This is a genomic window from Hydrogenophaga borbori, assembly GCF_003417535.1.
Taxonomy (GTDB): domain Bacteria; phylum Pseudomonadota; class Gammaproteobacteria; order Burkholderiales; family Burkholderiaceae_C; genus Hydrogenophaga; species Hydrogenophaga borbori.
On sequence record NZ_QVLS01000001.1, the window covers coordinates 248927 to 269957 of the forward strand.

The window sequence follows — 21031 nt, forward strand, 5'->3', positions numbered from 1 at the left end:
CGGGCTCAGACCCCCAGGTGCTGCTCCAGCAGCCCCGGCTGCGCCAGCAGCGCCTCGGTGCTGCCCTCGAACACCACCTCGCCCTTGACCAGGATCAGGTTGCGGTCGGTGATCTGGGTCACGTGTTTCCAGTTCTTGTCGACGATGACGCTGCTGATGCCGCTGTCGCGGATCAGGCCGCAGATGCGCCAGATCTCGCGCGCGATCAGCGGCGCCAGGCCTTCGGTGGCCTCGTCGAGGATGAGCAGGTCCGGATTGGTCATCAGCGCGCGGCCGATGGTGAGCATCTGCTGCTCGCCGCCGCTGAGCTGCTGGCCGCCGTGGCCCAGGCGCTCGGCCAGGCGCGGGAAGGTCTCGAGCACGCGCTCGTAGGTCCACTCGCGCTGGCCCCGGCTGCCCGGCCGCGCCGCCATCACCAGGTTTTCCTTCACGCTCAGGTTGCCGAAGATGCCGCGCCCTTCGGGCACGTAGGCGATGCCTTCGCGCGCCACGGCGTAGGGCGTGGCGCCGGTCATGTTCCGGCCCTTCACCTGCACGGTGCCGCCGCTGGGCTTGACGATGCCCATCAGCGACTTGAGCAGCGTGGTCTTGCCCATGCCGTTGCGGCCCATCAGGCCGATGGTCTGGCCCGCACCCACGTGGAAATCCACGCCGCGCAGGATGTGGCTCTGCCCATAGTGGGTGTGCAGGCCCTTGGCTTCAATCAGCGCCGTCATCAGTGTTCCTCGCCCAGGTAGGCGGCCTGCACGCCGGCGTCGTTGCGGATCTGCTCGGGCGTGCCGCTGGCGATCACCTGGCCGTTGACCATGACGGTGAGCACCTCGGCCAGTGCGAACACGGCGTCCATGTCGTGTTCCACCAGCATGATGGCGTGCTCGCCCTTGAGGCGCTGCAGCAGCGCCACCATGGACTCGGCCTCGGCGGCGCCCATGCCGGCCAGGGGCTCGTCGAGCAGCAGCACCGTGGGCTCGGTGGCCAGGGTCATGGCGATCTCCAGCTGGCGCTGCTCGCCGTGGCTGATGGCTGCCGCGACGCTGCTCGCGCGCGCGGTGAGGCCCGCGAGTTCCAGCGCGCGCTCGCAGCGCTGGTTCGCGTTCGTCAGCCGGCTGGCGGCGCTGAACCAGTGCAGCGGGTTGAAGGCCGCGTGCCGCTCGCGCGACTGCGCGGCGAGGCGCACGTTGTCCCACACCGTGAAGGGCAGGAAGATGTTGGTCTTCTGGTAGCTGCGGCCCAGGCCCTGGCGGGCGATGCGTTCTGGCGATCGCCCGGTGATGTTCTCGCCGTTGAGCCGGATCTGCCCGCTGCTGGGCGGCAGGTCGCCCGAGAGCAGGTTGGTCAGCGTGGACTTGCCCGCGCCGTTGGGTCCGATGACCGCGTGGATGCGGCCGCGGTGCAGATCGACCGATACATCGCTCACGGCGGCCAGGCCGCCGAAGCGCTTGGTGAGGTTCTTCGCGGAGAGCAGCGGATCGCTCATGACTTCCCCCCGCGCTGGGTGAAGCGCTCGACCAGGCCCAGCAGGCCGCGCGGCGCCACGATCACCACCAGCACGATGAAGCCGCCCATGAGCAACTGCCAGTGCTTGGTCAGGTCTTTGAAGACGTGCATCACGTACTCGAAGGCGAAGGCGCCGACGATGGCGCCCGCGAAATTGCCCATGCCGCCCAGGATGACCATCATGATCGCGTGCGCGCTCATGTGGAAGCCCATGAGCTCGGGGTTCACGAAGCCGGTCTGCGCGGCCCACAGGTAGCCCGCCACACCGGCCAGTGCGCCGGCCAGCGTGAAGGCCGTGAGCTTGTAGCCGAAGGTTCCGTAGCCCACGGCGCGCATGCGGTGCTCGTTCACGCGGATGCCCGCCAGCACGCGGCCGAAAGGCGAAAACAGCAGGCGGCGCAGCGCGAAGTACAGCGCCAGCAGCACCGCCAGCGTGAAGTAGTAGAAGACCAGCTTGTTGTCGAGATCGATGCCCAGGGCAGTGGCGTCGGGACGGAAGGTGACGTAGATGCCGTCCGAGCCGCCCAGGGCCTTGTTGTCGAAGAACAGGAAATAGACCATCTGCGCGAAGGCCATGGTCACCATGATGAAGTAGATGCCGTGGGTGCGCACCACGAAGAAGCCGATGACCAGCGCGGCCAGGCCGGCGGCGGCGGCGGCCAGCGGCAGCGACCACCACAGCGCGATGGGCGCGTCCTGTGGCGTGACAAAGGCCAGCGCGTAGCCGGCCAGGCCGAAGAAGGCCGCGTGGCCGAGCGAGACCAGGCCGGTCACGCCCTGCAGCAGGTCCAGGCTCATCGCGAAGATGGCCAGGATCATCATCTGCGAGAGCATGCCGAGGTAGAAGTCGCCGCCCTCCACGGGCAGCAGCGGGAAGGCCGCCAGCGCGATCGCGCCCAGGGCGAGCACGAACTGGATGCTGCGCGGCAGTTTTTCGAGTTGGGCCTTGGCGGTGCTCATTGCTTGAAGAGCCCTTCGGGTTTGTAGAGCAGCACGAGGGCCATGAGCATGTAGACGGCCATGCCGGCGATCTGCGGCACCAGCACCTTGCCGAAGGTGTCGACCAGGCCCACCAGCAGCGCGGCCACGAGCGCGCCGCGCACCGAGCCGATGCCGCCGATGACCACGACCACGAAACACATGATGAGCACCGAGCTGCCCATGCCCGGGTACACGCTGGCGATGGGCGAGGCGATCATGCCGGCGATGGCGGCCAGGCCCACGCCCAACGCGAACACCACGCCATGAATGAGCCGGATGTTCACGCCCAGCGACTCGGCCATCTCGCGGTTGAAGGCGCCGGCGCGGATCTTCATGCCCAGGCGGGTCTTGCTGATGAGCAGGTACAGCCCCACCGCCAGCAGCAGGCAGATGCCCGACATCACCAGGCGGTAGACGGGGTAGGAGAGGGTGTCGGTCAAGGGGATGGACCAGTTCAGCACTTCGGGCACCTGCACGGCGTGCACGTCGTCGCCCCAGAAGATGGAGCGCATCTCCTCGAAGATGTAGATCAGGCCGAAGGTGAGCAGCACCTGGTCGAGGTGGTCGCGGTGATAGAAGTGGCGGAACAGCAGCCACTCCAGCAGCCAGCCGAAGATGACCGCGAGCACCGTGCCCAGCACGATGGCCAGCGTGAGGCTGCCCAGCTGCGAGCTGAGGTACCACGCGAGGTAGGCGCCGATCATGTAGAAGCTGCCGTGCGCGAGGTTGACCACGCCCATGATGCCGAAAATCAGCGTGAGGCCGGCGGCCAGCATGAACAGCAGCAGCCCGTACTGGACGCTGTTGAGGAGCTGGATGAGGAAGTTGGCGAAGTCCATGGGGTGCAGACGTCAAACCGGCGCCGCTAGGGCGCCGGCTTGCAGGAGGGAGGACGCAAGCTTCAGGCCATGCGGCAGCCGGTGGCCGGATCGGCCACGGCCTTGGCGGCGATGCCGATCACCTTGTTCTCGCCGTTTTCCACGCGGCGCAGGTACATGTCCTGGATCGGGTTGTGCGCCGGGCTCATCTTCCACTTGCCGCGCGGGCTGTCGATCTCGGCGCCGCGCATGGCCGCGTACAGGGCCTGCTTGTTGTTCAGGTCGCCCTTGACGGCGTTGGCGCCCTTGACCATGAGCAGGCCGGTGTCGTAGCCCTGGACGGCGTAGACGTCGGGCTGCAGCTTGAAGGCCTTGGCGTAGTCGAGGCGGAATTTCTTGTTGCGCGGCGTGTCCAGCGAGTCGCTGTAGTGCATGGTGGTGAGCACGCCGTTGGCGGCGTCACCGGCGGCGTCGAGCACGCCTTCGGTGAGGAAGCCCGAGCCCCAGAGCTGGATGTTCTTGCTCAGGCCGGCCGCATGGTAGTCGCGCAGGAACTTGGCCGCGCCGCCGCCGGCGAAGAAGCAGGCCACGGCGTCGGGCTTGATGGCGGCGATCTCGGTCAGCAGGGCCTGGAACTCCACGTTGGGGAAGGGCAGACTCAGCTTCTTGACGATCTGGCCGCCCGCCTCGGTGTAGCTCTTTTCGAAACCTTCGAAGGCCTCGTCGCCGGCGGCGTAGGCCCAGGAGATCCACACGGCCTTCTTGTGGCCTTTCTCCATCATGGGCTTGCCCAGGGCCAGCGTGGGCTGGCTGTTGGTGAAGGAGGTGCGGAACACGTTGGGCGCGCACTGAGCGCGCGTGGCGATGTGCACGCCGGCGTTGGGGATGAGGTTGAGCACGCCGGACTCGCGCGCCACCTTGTGGATGCCCATCTGCACACCCGAGTGCACGGTGCCGATCAGCACGTCGACCTTGTCGCGCTGCACCAGGCGGGTGGCGTTCTCGATGCCCTTGGCGGGGTTGGACTCGTCGTCGACCTTGAAGAATTCGATCTCGCGCCCGCCGAGCTTGCCGCCTTGTTCGTTGACGGCCATGCGAAAGCCGTTCTCGATGGCCACGCCGAGCTGCGCGAAGGTGCCGGTGTAGGGCAGCATGAAGCCCACGCGCACCTTGTCGGACTGGGCGCGCGCGATCTGCGGCAGCAGCAGGCCGGTGGACGCGGCGCCAATGACGGCGGCACTGCGGGTCAGAACGAGGCGGCGGGTGGTCATCTGGGGTCTCCTGGGGTTGTGGTCAGACTGCGGCTCACTGTAGGTGGGGGCATGGGGCTTGGCGATCCAGAATTACCCTAGCCGCTTGAAGCCTGAATGATTGAATTCCAAACAGTTTTGATCTTCAGGACACCTCGCTGGGCGCGAGCGCCAGCGCCAGCCAGTCGCGGCACCAGGCCGCGCCGGCCGCCTCGGGGGCGGTCTCGGTCGAGGCATCGAGCGTGCAGGGCTCGCCCACGCGCACCGCGCCCAGGTCGCGCAGGCGCTCATCGAACTGGCGCCCGCCGTTGGCGAACGTCATGGGGTATTGCGCGCTGTCGCCCAGGGCGATGACGCCGAAGCGCACATGACCCAGGTAGCGCGGCTGCGCGTCGAGCGAGGCGCAGAAGGCCTGGGCGTTGTCGGGCACGTCACCGGAGCCATAAGTGGATGTGCATATGACGTAAAGTGCATCTTGCTCGAAGACGCTGGGGTCCAGCCCGTCCATCATCCGCACCTCGATGGCGCCGATCATGTCGGCACACTCCATCTCGATGGCCCGCGCGACGGAGGTGGCCGTGTCGGTCATGGTGCCCACGAGGATGAGCAGCTTGGCGGGGGGCATCGGGGGCATGACACGCACTTTAGTGCATGTTCCGAGGGAGAGGCACCGGGTTAACCCGTAGCGGGGACGGCTGGGCGTGCCGTTTGCCAGCGGCGGGCATCCGGCCCACTGGCCGCGACGAAGATCGTGCCCGAGGAGCTGGTGCCGCTGCGGCCCGTGGGGCGCCTAGCGATCAACCGCAACCCCGACAACTTCTTCGCCGAAACCGGGCAGGTGGCGTTTGGCACCGCGAACGTGGTGCCGGGCATCGACTTCTCCAGCGACCCGCTGCTGGCCGGGCGCATCCATTCGTACGTGGACACGCAGAGTCACCGCGGCCGCGTGTCCTACGAGCCCAACTCGCTCGGCGGCGGCTGCCCCTTCCAGGCCGGCCCAACCCGAAGTGAGGCAATCGCCCGCGCTCGGGGTGGACCTGGAGGCCACGGCCTCGCTGGAGAACCACCCGGGCGTCCTGTTCGGCGCGCTCGCCTGGCCGCACGGCGAGGAGGGCGTGGCCACGCTGGCGCCAGATGGCCACACGATGACCCGCCGCAGGTGTGCGGCTCAGTGCTTGGCCAGCAGTTCGGACGCCCGATAGCCCGGCGCCACCCCCTGCACCAGCACCGTGGCGCCGTCCGCGTTTTGCGTGCGCAGCGGCAGGATGGCCTGATAGGCATCGGACTGGTACCAGGCGCGCGCCTGGTCCATCGACGGAAACTCGATCACCACGAGGTGTCCGGGGAAGGGGCCTTCCATGACCACCGGGTTGTCGCCATGCACCAGGAAGCGGCCGCCGTGCGCGTCCAGCGTGTCGGTGATTTCCTGGATGTAGGTGACGATGTCGGGGCCCCACTCGACATGGCGCAGGTGAGCGATGGCGTAGGCACTCATGGCGGATCTCCGGGCGGATGGTGGGTGGGCCTCGGGAGCTTCCCTTGGCCTGCCTTCATCTTCCCCTGGGGTGTTCCGGCTGGCGATGACCTGTGAGGTCATGCCCTCGGTCCGGGTCGGGTCAGACCGCCTCGCGGACCGCCTCGCCCAGCGGCAGACAGGCCACCAGCCCGGCCGGTGTGCGGACCTGCAAGGCCAGGAAGTCGCCGAACTGCACGAGGCGCGCGATCGGCGCTGGCGCAGCGGCCTCGCTCGGCCCGGCAGGCGCAAAAGCGGCTGACGCGGCCATCGCCCGGGGACTCGACACCTGCAACACGGCGACCAGCCCCGCTGGATCGCGCTGCGCCAGCGCCCACTGGCACAGCGCCAGCAGGCAGTCGGTGTCCTCGTCCGAGGACCGCGCCGGTGCCGCCGGCCGGCGCAAGCGCTGCAACAGGCGGTGCAGTTGCTGGCGCGAGGCCGCCTCGCTGCGTCCGGTCAGGCGCCCCAGCTCGGCGTGGCTGAAGTCGAATACCTCGACCAGCAGGACGGCCGCGGCCTCGTTCGCCGGCAATGTGTGGACCACATGCCGCAAGGCCTGCTCGACCCGTTGCGCCTGTTCGGCCAGTGCCTGTGGCGCTTCGCTCTCGACGGCTGCCAGGCCGCCGTCACCTGCCCGCTCCAGCAGGGCGTGGTAGCGCTGACGCCGTCGCCAGGCGTCGATGCACAGGTGGCGCAACACGGTGACCAGCCAGGCCTCCCGGCCACCGGCATCGGGCGGCAGGCCACCCTGCGCGGTGCGCAGCCAGGTGTCCTGCACCAGGTCTTCGGCTTCATCGCCGTGCGCCAGCCAATGCCGCGCCAGCGCGACCAGGCGGCGGCGCAGCGCTTCATCGTCGATCAGGGGATGGGAGTCGGCCGGAGGTGTCACGAAAAAACCCGCTCGTTCGTTTACCGGATGAAGCTAACACACAGGAGCGATTCCCATGCTTTCCCCGGACACCGACACGCCCACCCGCCCCGCCAACGCCCAGGACAGCGCCTTCCTGGAGGAGAAGGCCTTTCGCGCCCGCACCGTGCTGGTGTTCGGCACCATCAGCGATGCGCTGGCCGCGGAGACGGTGCGCAAGCTGCTGGCCCTGGACGCCGAGGCGCGCGCGCCCATCACCCTGGTCGTCTCTTCGCCGGGCGGCCACCTCGAATCGGGTGACGCCATCCACGACGTGGTGCGTTTCGTGGCCTCGCCGGTCCACATGGTCGGCACGGGCTGGGTGGGCAGCGCCGCCACCCACCTCTATCTGGGCGCGGCCCGCGAGCGCCGCGTCTGCCTGCCCCAGACGCGCTTCCTGATCCACCAGCCCAGCGGCGGCGCGGGCGGTGCCGCCAGTGACATGGCGATCCAGGCCCAGGAAATCCTCAAGGCCCGAGAGCGCATCGCCGAGGTCATTGCGCGCGAAACCGGCCAGCCCCTCGAGCGGGTGCGCCAGGACATCGAGCGCGACCGCTGGATGCCGGCGCAGGAAGCCGTCGCCTATGGCCTGGCGTCGCGCGTGATCCGGCGGCGCGAGGAATTGGGGCTCTGAGCTTGGAGACGGCGTTTTGGCCTGCCCGGAGGGACTCGAACCCCCGACCTGCTGCTTAGAAGGCAGCTGCTCTATCCAGTTGAGCTACGGGCAGTGCGGTGCGGGTGCCGCTGGAAAAAAGGCCCACGGGGGTGGGCCTTCGTTCTTGGTGTGAAATGGTCGGAGCGGCGGGATTCGAACTCGCGACCCTCTGCTCCCAAAGCAGATGCGCTACCAGGCTGCGCTACGCTCCGACAAGGCGCGGATTCTAACCGCAGGCACAACTGGGCTTTCCTCTGATGGCTCGCCAGGCGGCTTAGGCCGCTGGCACGCGCCCGCGCCGCAGGACCGCCAGCAGGCCAGTGCCGAGCAGCGCGCACGCCAGGGAGAAGGCGGCAAAGGGCAGGGCCAGGCTGTCGAACTGGTTGACCACGAACACCCCGGTGGCGCCCAGCGCCATCTGGCCGAAGCCCGCCATGGCGGCAGAGACCCCGGCGGCGTGCGGCGCGACGCTGGTGGCCCCGGTCAGTGCCAAGGGCAGGCAGGCGCCGCTGGCCAGCGCGTAGATCAGCATGGGCCCGACGAGCCGGGCCACCGTCAGTTGCTCGGCCAGCAGCAGTGTGAGTGCCAGGCCGACGATCGCCAACACGCTGGCGAGCAGCAAGGCGCCGTCCAGCCCCAGCCGATGCGCTGCGCGCGAGGCGAGCAGGCCTCCAGCCACGATCGGAACACCCAGCAGCAATTGGCAGAAGCCGTAGGCCGCCGGGCTCATGCCCAAGCCGCCGATGAGCAGCGGTGGCGCCACGGACAGAAAAACCATGAGGCCCACGCCGAGCAGGCCCATGTTGGCAACGTAGGCTACGTAGGTGGGGCTGCGCAGCAAGGCGGCATGCCGGCGGGCCACGGCCCGCGTGCCATCGGCCAGGCGGCGCTGAGGCGGCAGTGTTTCGGCCAGGCGCATCCATTGCCAGACGAACATGGCTGCGCCGTAAGCGGTGCAGAAGAAAAATACCGCACGCCAGCCCCAGCCGCTGACCAGCAGCCCAGCCACCAGTGGCGCCAACGCCGGCACCACGGCCAAGGCCAGCGTCACGCGCGTCATGGCGTGGACGGCCGCTGGCCCCTGGTAGGCGTCACGCACCGCGGCGCGCGGCACCACCAGCGCGGCACAACCACCCAGAGACTGGCAGATGCGGGCCGCGATCAACCCAGGCATGTCCTGCGCCAACGCCGCGCCCAGGCTGCCGCCCACGAACATCGCCGTCGAGGCCAGCAGCACCGGGCGGCGGCCCAGTCGGTCGGACAGCGGACCCAGCACCAGCTGCGCGAGGGCATAGCCCAGCAGGTAGAGCGACAGGGTGAGCTGCACCATGGAATGCGGCGCCTCGAAGCTGGCACCAATGGCCGGCAGGGCCGGCACGATGACATTCAGGCCCAGAGGGGCGATCGCCGTCACACAGAAGAGCAGGCCGAGCGGCGCCGCGGCCGGGGCCGCGGCGGGATCAGGCCGCATGGGTCGGGTTCACACCGAGCGCGGCAGAGACCCCATCCGCACCCCGGTTCACGGCTTCGCGCGCGACCGACAGCAGCCGGCCATTGCGGATGAAGCCATGCGGCACGCCTTCATGCACCTGCAAGCCCACCGCCACGCCCCGCGCCACCAGCCGCTCGCGCAGCCGGCGTGAATCGTCGAGAAGGGGATCCAGGCTGGCTGCGTGCAACTGAACGGGCGGCAGGTCGTCGAGCCGGGCGTCGAGCGGCGCGGCGCGCCAGTCGGTGCGCTGCTGCTCGTTGGCGAGGTAGTGGCTGCGGATCCAGTCGATCTGACCGATCGACAGGCCGAAGGCCCCCGAGCCCAGGCGCCGCCAGGAATCGGTGTCGGTCTCCCAGGAGAAGACGCCGTAGTAGAGCAGCAGGAACTTCAGCGGCGAGGCCCCGGCATCGCGCAGCGCACAGGCCGCCGCCAGCGCCAGGTTGGCGCCAGCGGAGTCGCCGCCAGCGGCCAGGGCATCGCCCTGCACGCCGTGGGCCGTGCCATTCGCCGCAAAGTGGCGGATGACCGCCACCGCTTCGTCGAACTGCACCGGAAAACGCGACTCGGGTGAGCGCCGGTAGTCCACGTTGATCGCGGCAACGCCGCTGCGGCGCACCATCTCGCGCATCATGCCGCGCCATTCGTCGACACGGCCGAGTGCGAAACCACCGCCGTGGAAATACACCAGCGCGGGTACCGGCGCCCGCGCGCCGTCGGGCCGATAGACCAGGCAGCGGATCAGACCGTGCGGACCTGGCACCATCACCTCGGTCTCGTCTTGCAGCGCTTGGCTGTTTTCGCACAGGTAGGCGCCGATCGCGTCGTAGGCCGCTCTCGACTCGGCCAGCGGCGCCTGCTCCAGCACCGGCGCCACCAGTCCGCGCGCGCGCAGCGCCGCGCCGAGGACGGCCACCTCGGGGTGAACCCAGGGATCGGTTTCGTCGCTCACACCGTCACGCCCATGAACTCCGTGCCGATCTTCTGGTAGCGGTGGATCACGTCCATGCCGAAGCGTTCGACCATCATCTTGCTGTCCTCGGGACCGACCGCGATGTCGTTGAAGTCCTCGTCGCCCTGGCCCGTGATGAGCACCAGCAGCAGTGCGTCCTCGTCGTCCATGTTGGTGAAGTCGCGGCACACGCCGGGCGGCACGGCGATCATGTCGTAGGGTTTGAGGACGGTCTCGTGCTCACCCCTGTCGCCCCAGCGGATGCGAAAACGCCCGGTCAGGCACATGAAGGTCTCGTGCGTCTTGAAGTGCGCGTGCAGCAGCGGCTTGTCCCCCGGTGGGCAGCGGGCGATGATCACCGACAGACCCTTTTCGCCCGCGATGGCGGGCTTCTGCGCCATCGGGCCGCCTTGGCCTTCGGGGGCCATCAGCAGATACAGGGTCTTGGCGGCCATCAGCTCGTAGGCTTCGCGCGGAATGCCGGTCTCGCTCTGGTGCATCGCGCTCTGCGGCTGCAAGGTGTCGAAGCGGGCGATGCGCGACTCCATCTGCTCGGGCGATACCGACACGGTTGTCATGGTGCTCAATGGGAAATCCTCCAGGTTCAGCGGATGAAGGCCGTGGCCATCCACGGCATGGCAATCACCATCAGCGCCACGGCCAGCATGACGGCGGCGAAAGGCAGCGTCCCCATGAAGATGTCGTTTAGCGAGATGGTCTTGTCGTTGATCGAGGCCTTGACGATGAACACGGCCATGCCGAATGGCGGCGTGAGCAGTCCGATCTCGACCACGATCACGGTGATCACGCCCAGCCACACCACGTCGACCTGGAAGGCCTGGAAAACGGGCAGAAACAGCGGGACGCAGATCAGCAGGATGGACGCGGAGTCCATCAAGGTGCCCAGGATGAGCAGCACCAGCAGGTAGACCACCATCAGCGCCGCGAAGCCCAGGCCGGCAGCCTGGATCTCCTGCGCGAGGTACATCGGCAGCCCCGACACCGACAGCATGCGCGAATACACGTTGGCCGCGATGATCAGCAGGATCAGTGAGGAAGTGACGTGGCCGGTCTCGGTGAGCAGCCGCCACAGGCCCTTGGCGCTGAGCCGCTTCTTGGCCAGGGCGATCACCAGCGCGCCAAGCGCGCCCACCGCGCCCGATTCGGTGGCCGTGAAAACGCCGCCGTACAGGCCACCGAGCACCAGGACGATCAGGAGCACGATAGGCAGAACCATGCCCATCATCTGGCCCGTGCCCAGGCGCTCCCGGATCACGGCCTGCGGGCCGTTGCCGAACCGCTCGGGCTGGCGGCGCGCGCGCCACCAGATCAGCGCCGCGTAGGCCACCGCCAACACGATGCCCGGGATGATGCCGGCGAGGAACAGATCGCCGACCGAGGTGTTGGTCACCAGGCCGTAGATGATGAAAAGCACGCTGGGCGGGATCAGCATGCCCAGCACGGAACTGCCCGCCACCACGCCCACCGCGAAACGCTTGTCGTAGCCGTAGCGGATCATCTCCGGCACCGCCAGCTTGCTGAACACCGTGGCCGCCGCCACGCTTACCCCGGTGATGGCCGCGAAGATGGCGTTGGCCATCACCGTGGCGATCCCCAGATTGCCCGGCAGGCGCCGGAACGCCTGGTGGGCCACCGCGAAGCTGTCCTTGCCCAGGTCCGCGATCATCACCAACAGACCCATCAGGACGAACAGCGGTATCACACCGAAGACGTAGGCCTCGATCGAGTCCGTGGCGGCAAAGGCCAGCATGGTGCCGGCCAGTTCGAGGTTGTCGCGGATCAGCCAGATCCCGGCGAAGGACACGACGATCATCACGATCGGCACGTGCATGCCGCTGTAGACCAGCAGCACCAGGAACAGGATGGACCACAGGCCGATGGCGGTGCCGCTCATGTCCACTCCTTGCGCATGGCCGCCAGGTGCTTCCAGGCGATCAGCAGGAATTGCAGCAGCATGGCGGCGCAGCCCGCGATCATGATGGCGCGCACCGGCCACTTGGGCAGAGAGAACACCGCCGGGTTGCCATAGGCGTCGCCGCTGGCGAGCGCGCGCTGCAGAAACGGTACCGTGGCGTACAGGATGACGCCGAAGGTCACGGCTCCCAGCACGTGGAAGAAGACCTGCAGCGCGTGGTAGGCCCGTGGCGACCGCCTCTCCAGCAGGCGCAGCAGGGCGTCGGCCTGAATGATGCGTCCGGCGCGCAGGGTGTCGGCGAACTGCAGGAAGACGATCGCCGCAATCGAGGCGATGACCATTTCGGTCACGCCGGTCAAGGGGCGGTTGAAGGCGAAGCGCCCGATCACATCGGCATTGACCACGATCATGATGAAGGCAATGAGCACGGTGCCCGCGGCATTGAGCGCCGAACAGAGCCAGCCGAGCCAGCGCTCGACCGTGCCATCCGCTTCGATGGTGTCGGGCGCGGACGGATCGTCCGCCTCCCCGTGAAGGTCCAACTGGGCCACGGCGCGCTCAGGGTCGGGTCCAGTCGCGCGCCGGCTGGGCGCCCGCCTTGCGCAGGCCGTCCACATAGGTGCGCAGCACCTCGCGCGCGGGCAGACCCTTGGCTTCCAGCGGAGCGGCCCAGCGCTCGGCGATGTTGGGCAGCGTGTTGGCCCATTTCGCCTTTTCTTCCGCACTGAACTCCACCACCGTGGCGCCGTGCTTGGTCATGAGCTGGAGGGCGGCATCGGTCTCGCGCTCGATGCGGGCAACCATGGATTCCTGGTGCGCGTCCGAGGCGCGCTGGATGGCCTGGCGCACCTCGGCCGGCAGGCGGTCCCAGCTGCTTTTGTTGAAGACGATGTCAAATGCATTGATGGCGCCGAACCCGGTCTTGATGATCTGCGGGGCCACCTCGTACATCTTGCCAGCGGCCGACAACATGGCCGAGTTGATGGCGGCCTCATAGACGCCTGTCTTGATGTCGTTGTAGGCCGTGCCCATCGTGGCCGCCACCGGCGTGGCGCCGGTGCCCTCGAGCCAGAGGGTGTTGGACGCGGCGGCCGCGATCTTCATGCCCTTGACGTCGCTCACGCTCTTCACCGGCTTGCTCGCGATCAGCAGGTAGCTGTCGAAGGAATAGCTGGTCAGGTAGACCAGGTTGAGGTTCGCCCAGGACTTCTGCATCGCCGGCATGGTCTTCTGCATGTCGTGCAGCACTCGGGTGGCAATGCGCGGGTCGTTGGTGGCGAAGGGAGCGGCCGACACCACGTTCTGCAGCGGCAGGCGGGCGGGCTCGAACAGGTGCACCACATGGCCCATGTCCGCGATGCCCGTGGATACCGCATCGAGCATGTTCGGCATGGTGGCCAGCGTGCCACCCACCGCCACGTTCCAGTCCACCCGGTGCCTGGAGCCGGCTTTCTCCAGCTCCTTGTTGACATTGGGCAGGAAGGTTTTGATCTGCTCATCGGTCCAGGCAAAGGTCGCCGGATAGCCCGAGGCAAAGGTGAGCTTGTGGGTGACGGTCTGCGACTGGGCGGCACCCGTCGACACGAGCAAAGCCAGGCCCAAGGCCCCAACGAGGGATTGAATCTTCACGCTGTCTCCTAGTGTTTTGATAGCGGGGTGCGCCAACCCCGAGCCGACGTTAAGCGCTGTGACCAGGGCGCGCAACCGCATCGCCGCCAATACCGACATTGCCGCCATCAATGGCGCGCAAGGCGATCTCATCCTGCGCCGGATCGAAGCGGAACCCAGGCACGCGGGCGTGCTGGTAGAAGCCCGAGTCCTGCACGACCAGGCTTAGCATGGTGGTCGGGCCGCGGTTGTGATGCGAATGCGGTTGCCCCGCGGGCGTGACCATCACGCCCCAGGGTGCCCAGTCGAGGCGTTGTCCACCCACGAACGAGCTGCAGCTTTCACCCTGCAGGCTGAGCGTGATGGCCGCGCCGTTGTGGCAATGCGTGCGCTGGTCCCGCCCCGCTTCCAGCGTATTGATGTTGGCGATGAAGAACGGCGTGGTGAGGTGCTGCGCCTGCAGGGAGTCGCGGGTGAAGATCACCGCGCGACCCACGGCCTCTTGCCGTTCCGCCAGTTGGTCCAGCCGCTCCATCTCGCTGGCCTGCGCCGCGGCGGTGTAGTGCACGGCACTGGGCTTGTCTTCCAGCAGCGCGCGCACGCCCAGCCAGCGCCACAGCGGCTCGTCGCTCACGCAGAAAAGCAATGCGTTCTGCTGCGCCACATGCCGGATGCCGGCCGCCGCGGGCAGAACAAGCACGTCGCCCTCCTGCCAGGTGATGTCTTCATTGCCCGCGAACGAGCGGCCCCTGCCGCGCAGCACCTGGCAAATGCTGGCCAGTGCCGGCCCTTCCTGCTCTAAGGGGTCGCCGGGGCTGAGCTGCAGGTACCGCGCGAGCATGGTGTGCGTGGTGGCGGGGAACGGCAGCCCCAGTGCCGCCGCGCGGTCCAGCGCCACGGCGCGGCTGCGCCGCACCCCGTCCGGCGACAGCACCAGGCGGCGCTCGGCCTCGAAGGTCTGGGCCACGTCCGGTGGTGTGTGGTCCTGGAAGTGGTTGACGGGAATGTGGTACCGGGCCCGTTCGGTTGCGCGGTGCATGTGGCTAGCTGGCCGCCTTGTAGATGCCCGCCTCGATCAGGCGTTGCACGCCTTTGGGGGATATCTCTGCGGCCGGCGCGTTGCCGCCGATCATGCCGAGCAAGAGGCCTTCGGGTTCCCCCAAGGGCGCTTCGACGCATTCGAACCGCCGTTGCACGCCCACGGGCAAGGCGATGAAGTCCAGCGGCTCCAGCAGCACGTGGGCATCGCCCTCGGCGCCTTCCCATTCCACTTTCCAGCGGCCCTTCATCGCCATGAAGGTCTCCACCGTGTCGTGGGTGTGCATCAGAACGCCCTTGCCCGGCGCGGCCTGGATAAACGACACACCGAAGCCCGCGGTGAGGTGGGAGACCTTGGCGCGCGCCTTGTCGCCAAAGGGTGAGAACTGGCCTTCGCCACGTGGTTGCTCAAAGCCCAGCACGTTCAGAAAGGCCCGCCGGCATTCAGGCAATTGCATATCAGGCAGTCCTTCCTCGCAGCGAGAAAGCTCGGAGAAACGGGCCACGCAACGCTGCATGTCCTGGTGCGTGGGGCGGACGGTGTCGATGCTCATGGGGTGCCTTCTCTATATAGTCGGTCGCAGGGAGCGGTGAATTCCCATTGCATCACCCGAGCGCGGCCTGGGACAAGCAAGCACATGCAATGCGCACATTGATGACCGATATGGAGACCCGCGGATGAATCGCAACCACATCAACCTGCTCGTCTGCCTGGACGCGTTATTGAGCGAGCGCTCGGTGACGCGTGCTGCGCAGAAGTTGGAGATGAGCCAGCCGGGTATGAGCAACGCCTTGTCCCGCCTGCGCCAGTTGACTGGCGACCCTTTGCTGATCCGAACGCCTCAGGGCTTCAAGCTCACCGAGCGGGCGGAAACGTTGATCGACAAGGTGCGGGCGAGCCTGTCGCTGGTCGATGAGATCTTCGGCAACGAAGCGCCACTTGATCCTCAGCAGGCGGCCGGCAGCGTCACCCTCGCGGCCCCGGACTCGGTGGGTATCGCGCTCATGCCGATGCTGGCGGGCGCCTTGGCCGCCACGGCGCCGCAGGTGACGCTGGACTTTCGGCTACCGGACGCGGAACGCCTGCGCGACTGGCTGGCCGAAGGCGAGTGCGACATCGCGGTGGGACATTTTCCGAATTTGCCCTCGGATCTGCGCTGCACCGAGCTGTTCACGCAGACCTTGTCGTGCATCCGTTCGAATCGCGCGCAGGCCGCGGGGCCGATCGAGCTGCAGGACTACCTGGATGCCACGCATGTGGTGTTCGGATCGCCTTTCTCGCCGCGTTCGACCATGGAGGCCACTATCGATGCTGCGTTGGGTGCGCAAGGGCATACCCGGCGGCGCATGGTGCGCGTGTCCTCGCTGCCGCCCATGGCCCACATCGTCGCGGCCAGCACGCACCTGGCCGTGTTGCCGACCTGGATGGCCACGCACTACGCGTCCTTCCTTCCGATCGAGGTGCACCCCTTGCCCTTCGAGGTAGACCCCGTGCGCTGCAGCATGGTGTGGCATGACCGCACGCACCGGCAAGGCCTGCAGTCCTTCGTGCGCGAGCAGCTGCGGGCCGTGACGCAAGCGCTGCTGGAGCCAACGCCGCCGGCAACCGGGTCGCTGCTGAGAGACGGGATCCGGGCGTAGCGCAGGAGGGCAGCGCCTGCGAGCCAGGCACGCCGTGCGCCGCTGCGCTGCCTTCAGCGCTTCTCGTACTGCGTCTTGCCGAACAGGATGTCGCGCGACTTGTCGTCGGTGAGTGGTTTGCGCGCGTCGGCCAGCACGGCCACGCCGCGCTGCACCGCCGGGCGCGCGGCGATGCGGTCGAACCAGTCCTTCAGGCGCGGGTAGTCGGCCCAGGCGATGCCCTGGTTCTGCCAGCTGCGCAGCCAGGGAAAGATGGCGATGTCGGCGATGGTGTATTGCTTGCCGGCGATCCAGGGCTGGCCCTTGAGCTGGCGGTCCATCACGCCGTACAGGCGCTTGGCCTCGTTGGTGTAGCGGTTGACGGCGTAGTCGATCTTCTCGGGTGCGTAGAGGCGGAAGTGGTGCGCCTGGCCCAGCATGGGGCCGACGCCGCCCATCTGGAACATCAGCCACTCCAGCACCTGGAAGCGCTCGCGGTCGCCCTTGGGCAGGAAACGGCCGAACTTGCTCGCCAGGTAGACCAGGATGGCGCCCGACTCGAACAGGCTGATGGGCTGGCCGCCCGGGCCGTTGGGGTCGACGATGGCCGGGATCTTGTTGTTCGGGCTGATGGCCAGGAAGTCGGGCTTGAACTGGTCGCCCGCGCCGATGTTGACCGCGTGCACCTGCCAGTCCCGGCCCAGTCGCTGGCCGCACTCCTCCAACATGATGTGAACCTTGTGCCCGTTGGGCGTGGGCCAGGAGTGGACGTCGATCATCAGCTTCCTCGTGTGATGGGCATCTCGACCTCGCCGGGCACGGCCATGTGCTTGGCGAGTTCGAGTTTGGCGATGGATTGGCGATGGACCTCATCGGGCCCGTCGGCCAGGCGCAGGGTGCGCTGGTTGGCGTAACTGTAGGCCAAGGGAAAGTCCCCACTGACGCCACCGCCTCCATGGGCCTGGATCGCCATGTCGATTACCTCGCAGGCCATGTTGGGCGCCACCACCTTGATCATGGCGATCTCGGCCTTGGCGACCTTGTTGCCCACGGTGTCCATCATGTAGGCGGCCTTGAGCGTGAGCAGGCGCGCCATCTCGATGCGGCAGCGCGCGTCGGCGATGCGCTCGTGCCAGACCGACTGCGCCGACACCGGCTTGCCGAAGGCCACGCGGCTGTTGAGGCGCTGGCACATGAGCTCCAGCGCCCGCTCGGCGGCGCCGATGGAGCGCATGCAATGGTGGATGCGGCCCGGGCCCAGGCGGCCTTGCGCGATTTCGAAGCCGCGGCCCTCGCCGAGCAGGATGTTGCCGGCCGGCACGCGCACGTTCTTGAGCACCACCTCCATGTGGCCGTGCGGCGCGTCGTCGTAACCGAACACCGAGAGCGGTCGCACCACGGTGATGCCGGGCGCGTTCGAGGGCACCACGATCATGCTCTGCTGCGAGTGGCGCGGCGCGTCCGGGCTGGTCTTGCCCATCACGATGTAGACCGCGCAACGCGGATCGCCCGCGCCCGAGGACCACCACTTGCGGCCGTTGATGACGTAGTGGTCGCCGTCTCGCTCGATGCGGCACTGGATGTTGGTGGCGTCGCTGGAGGCCACCTCGGGCTCGGTCATGAGGAAGGCCGAGCGGAACTCGCCCTTGAGCAGTGGCTCCAGCCACTGGTCCTTCAGGGCCTCGGAGGCGTAGCGCTCCAGCGTCTCCATGTTGCCGGTGTCGGGCGCCGAGCAATTGAAGACCTCGGGCGCCCAGGGCACGCGGCCCATGATCTCGCACAGCGGCGCGTACTCCAGATTGGACAGGCCCTCGGGCGCGCGCGGGCTGCGCGGCAGGAAGAGGTTCCACAGCCCGGCCTTGCGGGCCTTGGGCTTGAGCTCCTCGATGATCTTGGTGGGCACCCAGGCGTTGCCCTTGGCCCGGTTGGCCTCGATCTCCTGGAAGAAGCGCGCCTCGTTGGGGTAGATGTGCTCGTCCATGAAGGCGAGCAGCCGTTCGCGCAGGCCCTTGACCTTGTCGCTGTAGTCGAATTCCATGGTTTCTCCTGGTGTGTGGGGCGGGGCGGCTCAGCCGCCGTTGGCGAAGCGCCAGGCCATCTCGGCCATGGGACGTGCGCCCGCGGCCGACTTCACGGCCTGAGCGCTGGACGCGGTGCCGGCCTCGACGCGCTTGGCGATGCCTTGCAGGATCGCGGCGAGGCGGAACATGTTGTAGGCGAGGTAGAAGGCCCAGTCGGCCCGCAGTTGCTCGGGCGTGGCGAAGCCGGTGCGCTCGCAGTAGCGGGCGATGTAGTCCTGCTCGCTGGGGATGCCCAGTGCCGGCAGGTCCAGGCCCTGGATGCCTCGGAACAGGCCCGGCGGGATGTGCCAGGACATGCAGTGGTAGCTGAAGTCGGCCAGCGGGTGGCCGAGCGTGGACAGTTCCCAGTCGAGCACCGCGAGGATGCGCGGCTCGCTCGGGTGGAACATCAGGTTGTCGAGCCGGTAGTCGCCGTGCACCACCGAGACCAGGGTCTCGTCGCGCGCCATCGCGGGGATGTTCTTCGGCAGCCAGTCGATCAGGCGCTCCATCTCGGGGATGGCCTGGGTGATGGAGGCCTGGTACTGCTTGCTCCAGCGGCCGATCTGGCGCTCGAAGTAGTTGCCGGGCTTGCCGTAGTCGGCCAGGCCGATGGCCGTGGGCCTCACCGAATGCAACGCGGCCAGCACGCGGTTCATCTCGTCGTAGATGGCGCCGCGCTCGGCGTTGCCGAGGCCGGGCAGCGACTGGTCCCAGAGCACGCGGCCGTCCACACACTCCATCACGTAGAAGGCGCGGCCGATGACCGATTCGTCTTCGCACAGCGCGTGCATGCGCGCCACCGGCACACCGGTGCCGGCCAGCGCGCTCATCACGCGGAACTCGCGCTCGATGGCGTGGGCCGAGGGCAGCAGCTTGGCCACCGGGCCGGGCTTGGCGCGCATCACGTACGCGCGCGCGGGCGTGATCAGCTTGTAGGTGGGGTTGGACTGGCCGCCCTTGAACATCTCGACCGTGAGCGGGCCCACGAAGCCCTCCAGCCGCGGGGCCAGCCAGCGCTCCAGCGCGGCGGCGTCGAAGGCGTGCTGGTCGGACACCGGCCGCGTGCCGGTGAAGTTCTGTGCGTCGTTCATGCGGCGGTGGTCGGCTGGTGGGAAAGGGTCAGCTGTCGGCTTCGGCGATGCGCATCAGCGCGGCCCGGTTGCGGATCACGAGGCCCCCCTGCTCGATGCGGATGGCGTCCTCGCGCTCCATGGACTTGAGTTCCTGGTTCACGCGCTGGCGCGAGGCACCCAGCAGCTGCGCCAGCTCCTCCTGCGCCAGTTGCAGACCGATGCGCGTCTCGTTGCCGTCGTTCAGGCAGGGCACGCCGTAGCTGCGCACCAGGTGCAGCAGCTGCTTGGCCAGCCGCGCGCGCAAGGGCAGGGTGTTGAGGTCCTCCACCAGCCCGAACAGGGTGCGGATGCGCCGCGCCTGCAGGCGCATCAGTGCCTCGTACAGCTCCACGTGCGAGGACAGGATCTTCTGGAAATCGTTGCGGGCCACGCACAGCAGCGTGGTCGCGCCATGCGCATAGGCGTCGTGCGTGCGCTGGTCGCCGTCGAACATCGCCACGTCGCCGAACCACACACCCGGCTCCACGTAGGTCAGCGTGATCTGCTTGCCCGACAGCGAGGTCGAACTCACGCGCACCGCTCCCTTGGCCACGGCCGTCCATTCGGACGGCGGCTCGCCGCGCGCGACGATCAGGTCGGCGTCCTTGAATCGCTTGACGTAGGCGCATCGAAGGATGTCGTGACGCAGGGAAGGTGAGAGGGTGTTGAACCAGCGACCGCTGTTGATCGCCTCGCGTTCTTCCATTGTCAGAATGGGCTCGTCCATGGTCTGTCGTTTGAGTGACTGGAGGGGGCTGGCCTGTCGCGCCGGGGACCGGCCCCGCCGAGCCGGTGCGGCCGGGTGCGGGTCAGCGGTACTGGGCGGTCCGCTTCTCCAGGAAGGCCGCGATGCCCTCGCCGCCGTTGGGGTGGTGCAGGTTGCGCACGAAGTGCTCGCGCTCGGCCGCCAGGTGCGTGTGCAGCGGGTTCGTGTCCGCGTCGTTGACGAGTTCCTTGATGCTGGCCAGGGCGTTCGGCGCGCGCCCGTTCAGCTTCTCGGCCAGCGCCAGGGCTTCGCCCAGCGCGGCGCCGGCGTCGGTGAGCGTGTTGAGCACGCCGAGCTGCTGCAGCCGCTCGGGCGCGATGCGCTCGCCGGCCATCAGCAATTGCATCACCGTGGCGCGCGGCAAGGCGCGCGCCAGCGCCCAGCTGCCGCCGCCGTCGGGCGAGATGGCGACGTTGCTGTACGCCATGACGAAGACCGCGTCGCGCGCGGCGACGATGAAGTCGCAGGCCAGCGTGAGCGAGAAGCCCGCGCCCGCGCAGGCGCCCTCGACGGCCGCGATCACCGGCTTGGGGAAGGCGCGGATGGTCTCGATCCAGTTGTGCAGGCCCGAGATGGTTTCGGCCTGCACCTCGGGTGGCTGCTGCCGGTTGCCCTGCAGGCGCTGCAGGTTGCCGCCCGCGCAGAAGTGGCGGCCTTCGCCCACGATGACCACGCTGCGCACGTCGGCGCTGCTCTCGGCCACGTTGAGCGCTTCCACCCCGGCCGCGTACATCTCGGGACCGAGCGCGTTGCGGTGCTCGGGGTTGCTGATGGTGAGCACCATGGTGGCGCCCACGCTGTGGCTCTTCAGGCTGGCGCTCAT

23 protein-coding genes, 2 tRNA genes and 1 pseudogene are annotated in these 21031 nt (G+C 68.1%); 3 read left to right on the top strand and 23 right to left on the bottom strand.

Annotated features, from left to right (window positions below):
* Positions 1-5: 5 nt before the first annotated feature.
* From DY262_RS01190 to DY262_RS01215, 6 genes are all read right to left on the bottom strand, one after another.
* The gene (locus DY262_RS01190) at positions 6-716 is read right to left on the bottom strand and encodes an ABC transporter ATP-binding protein (protein WP_416186961.1); all 711 of its coding nucleotides are present in this window, start codon (positions 714-716) and stop codon (positions 6-8) included.
* Positions 716-1477 carry an ABC transporter ATP-binding protein gene (locus DY262_RS01195; RefSeq protein ID WP_116957170.1) on the bottom strand — a complete coding sequence of 254 codons (762 nt, stop codon included), beginning with the start codon at positions 1475-1477 and terminating at the stop codon, positions 716-718. Before DY262_RS01195 ends, DY262_RS01190 begins: the two co-directional genes overlap by 1 nt.
* Positions 1474-2457, bottom strand: a complete 984-nt coding sequence (locus DY262_RS01200) for a branched-chain amino acid ABC transporter permease (RefSeq protein WP_116957171.1) — start codon at positions 2455-2457, stop codon at positions 1474-1476. The genes DY262_RS01195 and DY262_RS01200 overlap by 4 nt, the downstream gene beginning before the upstream one ends.
* Positions 2454-3317 (bottom strand): branched-chain amino acid ABC transporter permease, encoded by an 864-nt coding sequence (locus DY262_RS01205; protein ID WP_116957172.1) that lies wholly within the window; start codon positions 3315-3317, stop codon positions 2454-2456. Before DY262_RS01205 ends, DY262_RS01200 begins: the two co-directional genes overlap by 4 nt.
* Positions 3318-3379: 62 nt before the next feature.
* Positions 3380-4567, bottom strand: coding sequence for an ABC transporter substrate-binding protein (locus DY262_RS01210; RefSeq protein WP_070400099.1), 1188 nt, complete (start codon positions 4565-4567; stop codon positions 3380-3382).
* A gap of 124 nt (positions 4568-4691) precedes the next feature.
* The gene (locus DY262_RS01215) at positions 4692-5180 is read right to left on the bottom strand and encodes a flavodoxin domain-containing protein (protein ID WP_245980762.1); all 489 of its coding nucleotides are present in this window, start codon (positions 5178-5180) and stop codon (positions 4692-4694) included.
* 99 nt (positions 5181-5279) lie between these two features.
* On the opposite strand from DY262_RS01215, the pseudogene DY262_RS01220 reads away from it, so the two are divergent.
* Positions 5280-5576, top strand: a pseudogene (locus DY262_RS01220) (catalase); the annotation flags it as partial.
* Positions 5577-5714: 138 nt separating this feature from the next.
* Here the strand turns inward: DY262_RS01220 and DY262_RS01225 are convergent.
* Positions 5715-6041, bottom strand: coding sequence for a DUF1330 domain-containing protein (locus DY262_RS01225; RefSeq protein ID WP_116957174.1), 327 nt, complete (start codon positions 6039-6041; stop codon positions 5715-5717).
* Positions 6042-6162: 121 nt separating this feature from the next.
* Positions 6163-6951, bottom strand: coding sequence for an RNA polymerase sigma factor (locus tag DY262_RS01230; protein WP_116957175.1), 789 nt, complete (start codon positions 6949-6951; stop codon positions 6163-6165).
* 55 nt (positions 6952-7006) lie between these two features.
* On the opposite strand from DY262_RS01230, the gene DY262_RS01235 reads away from it, so the two are divergent.
* Positions 7007-7603: an ATP-dependent Clp protease proteolytic subunit gene (locus tag DY262_RS01235; protein ID WP_116957176.1), complete on the top strand. Its 597-nt coding sequence runs from the start codon at positions 7007-7009 to the stop codon at positions 7601-7603.
* A 17-nt stretch (positions 7604-7620) separates the two neighbouring features.
* On the opposite strand, the gene DY262_RS01240 is transcribed toward DY262_RS01235, so the two are convergent.
* From DY262_RS01240 to DY262_RS01285, 10 genes are all read right to left on the bottom strand, one after another.
* A tRNA-Arg gene (locus DY262_RS01240) sits at positions 7621-7697 on the bottom strand.
* A gap of 62 nt (positions 7698-7759) precedes the next feature.
* A tRNA-Pro gene (locus DY262_RS01245) sits at positions 7760-7836 on the bottom strand.
* 62 nt (positions 7837-7898) lie between these two features.
* Complete coding sequence (locus DY262_RS01250) at positions 7899-9095, bottom strand: multidrug effflux MFS transporter (RefSeq protein WP_116957177.1); 1197 nt, start codon at positions 9093-9095, stop codon at positions 7899-7901.
* Complete coding sequence (locus DY262_RS01255; protein ID WP_116957178.1) at positions 9085-10065, bottom strand: alpha/beta hydrolase fold domain-containing protein; 981 nt, start codon at positions 10063-10065, stop codon at positions 9085-9087. The genes DY262_RS01250 and DY262_RS01255 overlap by 11 nt, the downstream gene beginning before the upstream one ends.
* The gene (locus tag DY262_RS01260; RefSeq protein ID WP_245980780.1) at positions 10062-10643 is read right to left on the bottom strand and encodes a cupin domain-containing protein; all 582 of its coding nucleotides are present in this window, start codon (positions 10641-10643) and stop codon (positions 10062-10064) included. The genes DY262_RS01255 and DY262_RS01260 overlap by 4 nt, the downstream gene beginning before the upstream one ends.
* A gap of 26 nt (positions 10644-10669) precedes the next feature.
* Positions 10670-11980, bottom strand: a complete 1311-nt coding sequence (locus DY262_RS01265; RefSeq protein WP_116957180.1) for a TRAP transporter large permease — start codon at positions 11978-11980, stop codon at positions 10670-10672.
* The gene (locus DY262_RS01270; protein WP_181936371.1) at positions 11977-12552 is read right to left on the bottom strand and encodes a TRAP transporter small permease subunit; all 576 of its coding nucleotides are present in this window, start codon (positions 12550-12552) and stop codon (positions 11977-11979) included. Before DY262_RS01270 ends, DY262_RS01265 begins: the two co-directional genes overlap by 4 nt.
* Before the next feature lie 7 nt (positions 12553-12559).
* Complete coding sequence (locus DY262_RS01275) at positions 12560-13630, bottom strand: C4-dicarboxylate TRAP transporter substrate-binding protein (protein ID WP_181936372.1); 1071 nt, start codon at positions 13628-13630, stop codon at positions 12560-12562.
* 49 nt (positions 13631-13679) lie between these two features.
* Entirely contained in the window at positions 13680-14576 is an 897-nt protein-coding gene (locus DY262_RS01280; protein ID WP_147326152.1) for a cupin domain-containing protein, read from the bottom strand.
* Positions 14577-14652: 76 nt separating this feature from the next.
* Positions 14653-15201, bottom strand: coding sequence for a cupin domain-containing protein (locus DY262_RS01285; protein ID WP_147326153.1), 549 nt, complete (start codon positions 15199-15201; stop codon positions 14653-14655).
* 124 nt (positions 15202-15325) lie between these two features.
* Between DY262_RS01285 and DY262_RS01290 the strand changes: the two genes are divergently transcribed.
* Positions 15326-16288: a LysR family transcriptional regulator gene (locus DY262_RS01290; protein WP_116957185.1), complete on the top strand. Its 963-nt coding sequence runs from the start codon at positions 15326-15328 to the stop codon at positions 16286-16288.
* A 53-nt stretch (positions 16289-16341) separates the two neighbouring features.
* On the opposite strand, the gene DY262_RS01295 is transcribed toward DY262_RS01290, so the two are convergent.
* From DY262_RS01295 to DY262_RS01315, 5 genes are all read right to left on the bottom strand, one after another.
* Complete coding sequence (locus tag DY262_RS01295; RefSeq protein ID WP_116957186.1) at positions 16342-17046, bottom strand: glutathione binding-like protein; 705 nt, start codon at positions 17044-17046, stop codon at positions 16342-16344.
* Positions 17046-18305, bottom strand: a complete 1260-nt coding sequence (locus DY262_RS01300; protein WP_116957187.1) for an acyl-CoA dehydrogenase family protein — start codon at positions 18303-18305, stop codon at positions 17046-17048. Before DY262_RS01300 ends, DY262_RS01295 begins: the two co-directional genes overlap by 1 nt.
* A gap of 30 nt (positions 18306-18335) precedes the next feature.
* A complete protein-coding gene (locus DY262_RS01305; RefSeq protein ID WP_116957188.1) occupies positions 18336-19421 on the bottom strand; it encodes a phosphotransferase in 1086 nt (361 codons plus the stop codon).
* 28 nt (positions 19422-19449) lie between these two features.
* The gene (locus DY262_RS01310) at positions 19450-20169 is read right to left on the bottom strand and encodes a Crp/Fnr family transcriptional regulator (protein ID WP_070400108.1); all 720 of its coding nucleotides are present in this window, start codon (positions 20167-20169) and stop codon (positions 19450-19452) included.
* A gap of 82 nt (positions 20170-20251) precedes the next feature.
* Positions 20252-21031, bottom strand: a complete 780-nt coding sequence (locus DY262_RS01315) for an oxepin-CoA hydrolase, alternative type (RefSeq protein ID WP_116957189.1) — start codon at positions 21029-21031, stop codon at positions 20252-20254.

Bases quoted from the DNA above. Each gene is read 5' to 3' on its own strand.
- DY262_RS01190 (WP_416186961.1), bottom strand. From the start codon at position 716: ATGACGGCGCTGATTGAAGCCAAGGGCCTGCACACCCACTATGGGCAG.
- DY262_RS01195 (WP_116957170.1), bottom strand. From the start codon at position 1,477: ATGAGCGATCCGCTGCTCTCCGCGAAGAACCTCACCAAGCGCTTCGGC.
- DY262_RS01200 (WP_116957171.1), bottom strand. From the start codon at position 2,457: ATGAGCACCGCCAAGGCCCAACTCGAAAAACTGCCGCGCAGCATCCAG.
- DY262_RS01205 (WP_116957172.1), bottom strand. From the start codon at position 3,317: ATGGACTTCGCCAACTTCCTCATCCAGCTCCTCAACAGCGTCCAGTAC.
- DY262_RS01210 (WP_070400099.1), bottom strand. From the start codon at position 4,567: ATGACCACCCGCCGCCTCGTTCTGACCCGCAGTGCCGCCGTCATTGGC.
- DY262_RS01215 (WP_245980762.1), bottom strand. From the start codon at position 5,180: ATGCCCCCGATGCCCCCCGCCAAGCTGCTCATCCTCGTGGGCACCATG.
- DY262_RS01225 (WP_116957174.1), bottom strand. From the start codon at position 6,041: ATGAGTGCCTACGCCATCGCTCACCTGCGCCATGTCGAGTGGGGCCCC.
- DY262_RS01235 (WP_116957176.1), top strand. From the start codon at position 7,007: ATGCTTTCCCCGGACACCGACACGCCCACCCGCCCCGCCAACGCCCAG.
- DY262_RS01250 (WP_116957177.1), bottom strand. From the start codon at position 9,095: ATGCGGCCTGATCCCGCCGCGGCCCCGGCCGCGGCGCCGCTCGGCCTG.
- DY262_RS01260 (WP_245980780.1), bottom strand. From the start codon at position 10,643: ATGACAACCGTGTCGGTATCGCCCGAGCAGATGGAGTCGCGCATCGCC.
- DY262_RS01265 (WP_116957180.1), bottom strand. From the start codon at position 11,980: ATGAGCGGCACCGCCATCGGCCTGTGGTCCATCCTGTTCCTGGTGCTG.
- DY262_RS01285 (WP_147326153.1), bottom strand. From the start codon at position 15,201: ATGAGCATCGACACCGTCCGCCCCACGCACCAGGACATGCAGCGTTGC.
- DY262_RS01290 (WP_116957185.1), top strand. From the start codon at position 15,326: ATGAATCGCAACCACATCAACCTGCTCGTCTGCCTGGACGCGTTATTG.
- DY262_RS01295 (WP_116957186.1), bottom strand. From the start codon at position 17,046: ATGATCGACGTCCACTCCTGGCCCACGCCCAACGGGCACAAGGTTCAC.
- DY262_RS01300 (WP_116957187.1), bottom strand. From the start codon at position 18,305: ATGGAATTCGACTACAGCGACAAGGTCAAGGGCCTGCGCGAACGGCTG.
- DY262_RS01305 (WP_116957188.1), bottom strand. From the start codon at position 19,421: ATGAACGACGCACAGAACTTCACCGGCACGCGGCCGGTGTCCGACCAG.
- DY262_RS01310 (WP_070400108.1), bottom strand. From the start codon at position 20,169: ATGGACGAGCCCATTCTGACAATGGAAGAACGCGAGGCGATCAACAGC.
- DY262_RS01315 (WP_116957189.1), bottom strand. From the start codon at position 21,031: ATGAGCGCCAGCCTGAAGAGCCACAGCGTGGGCGCCACCATGGTGCTC.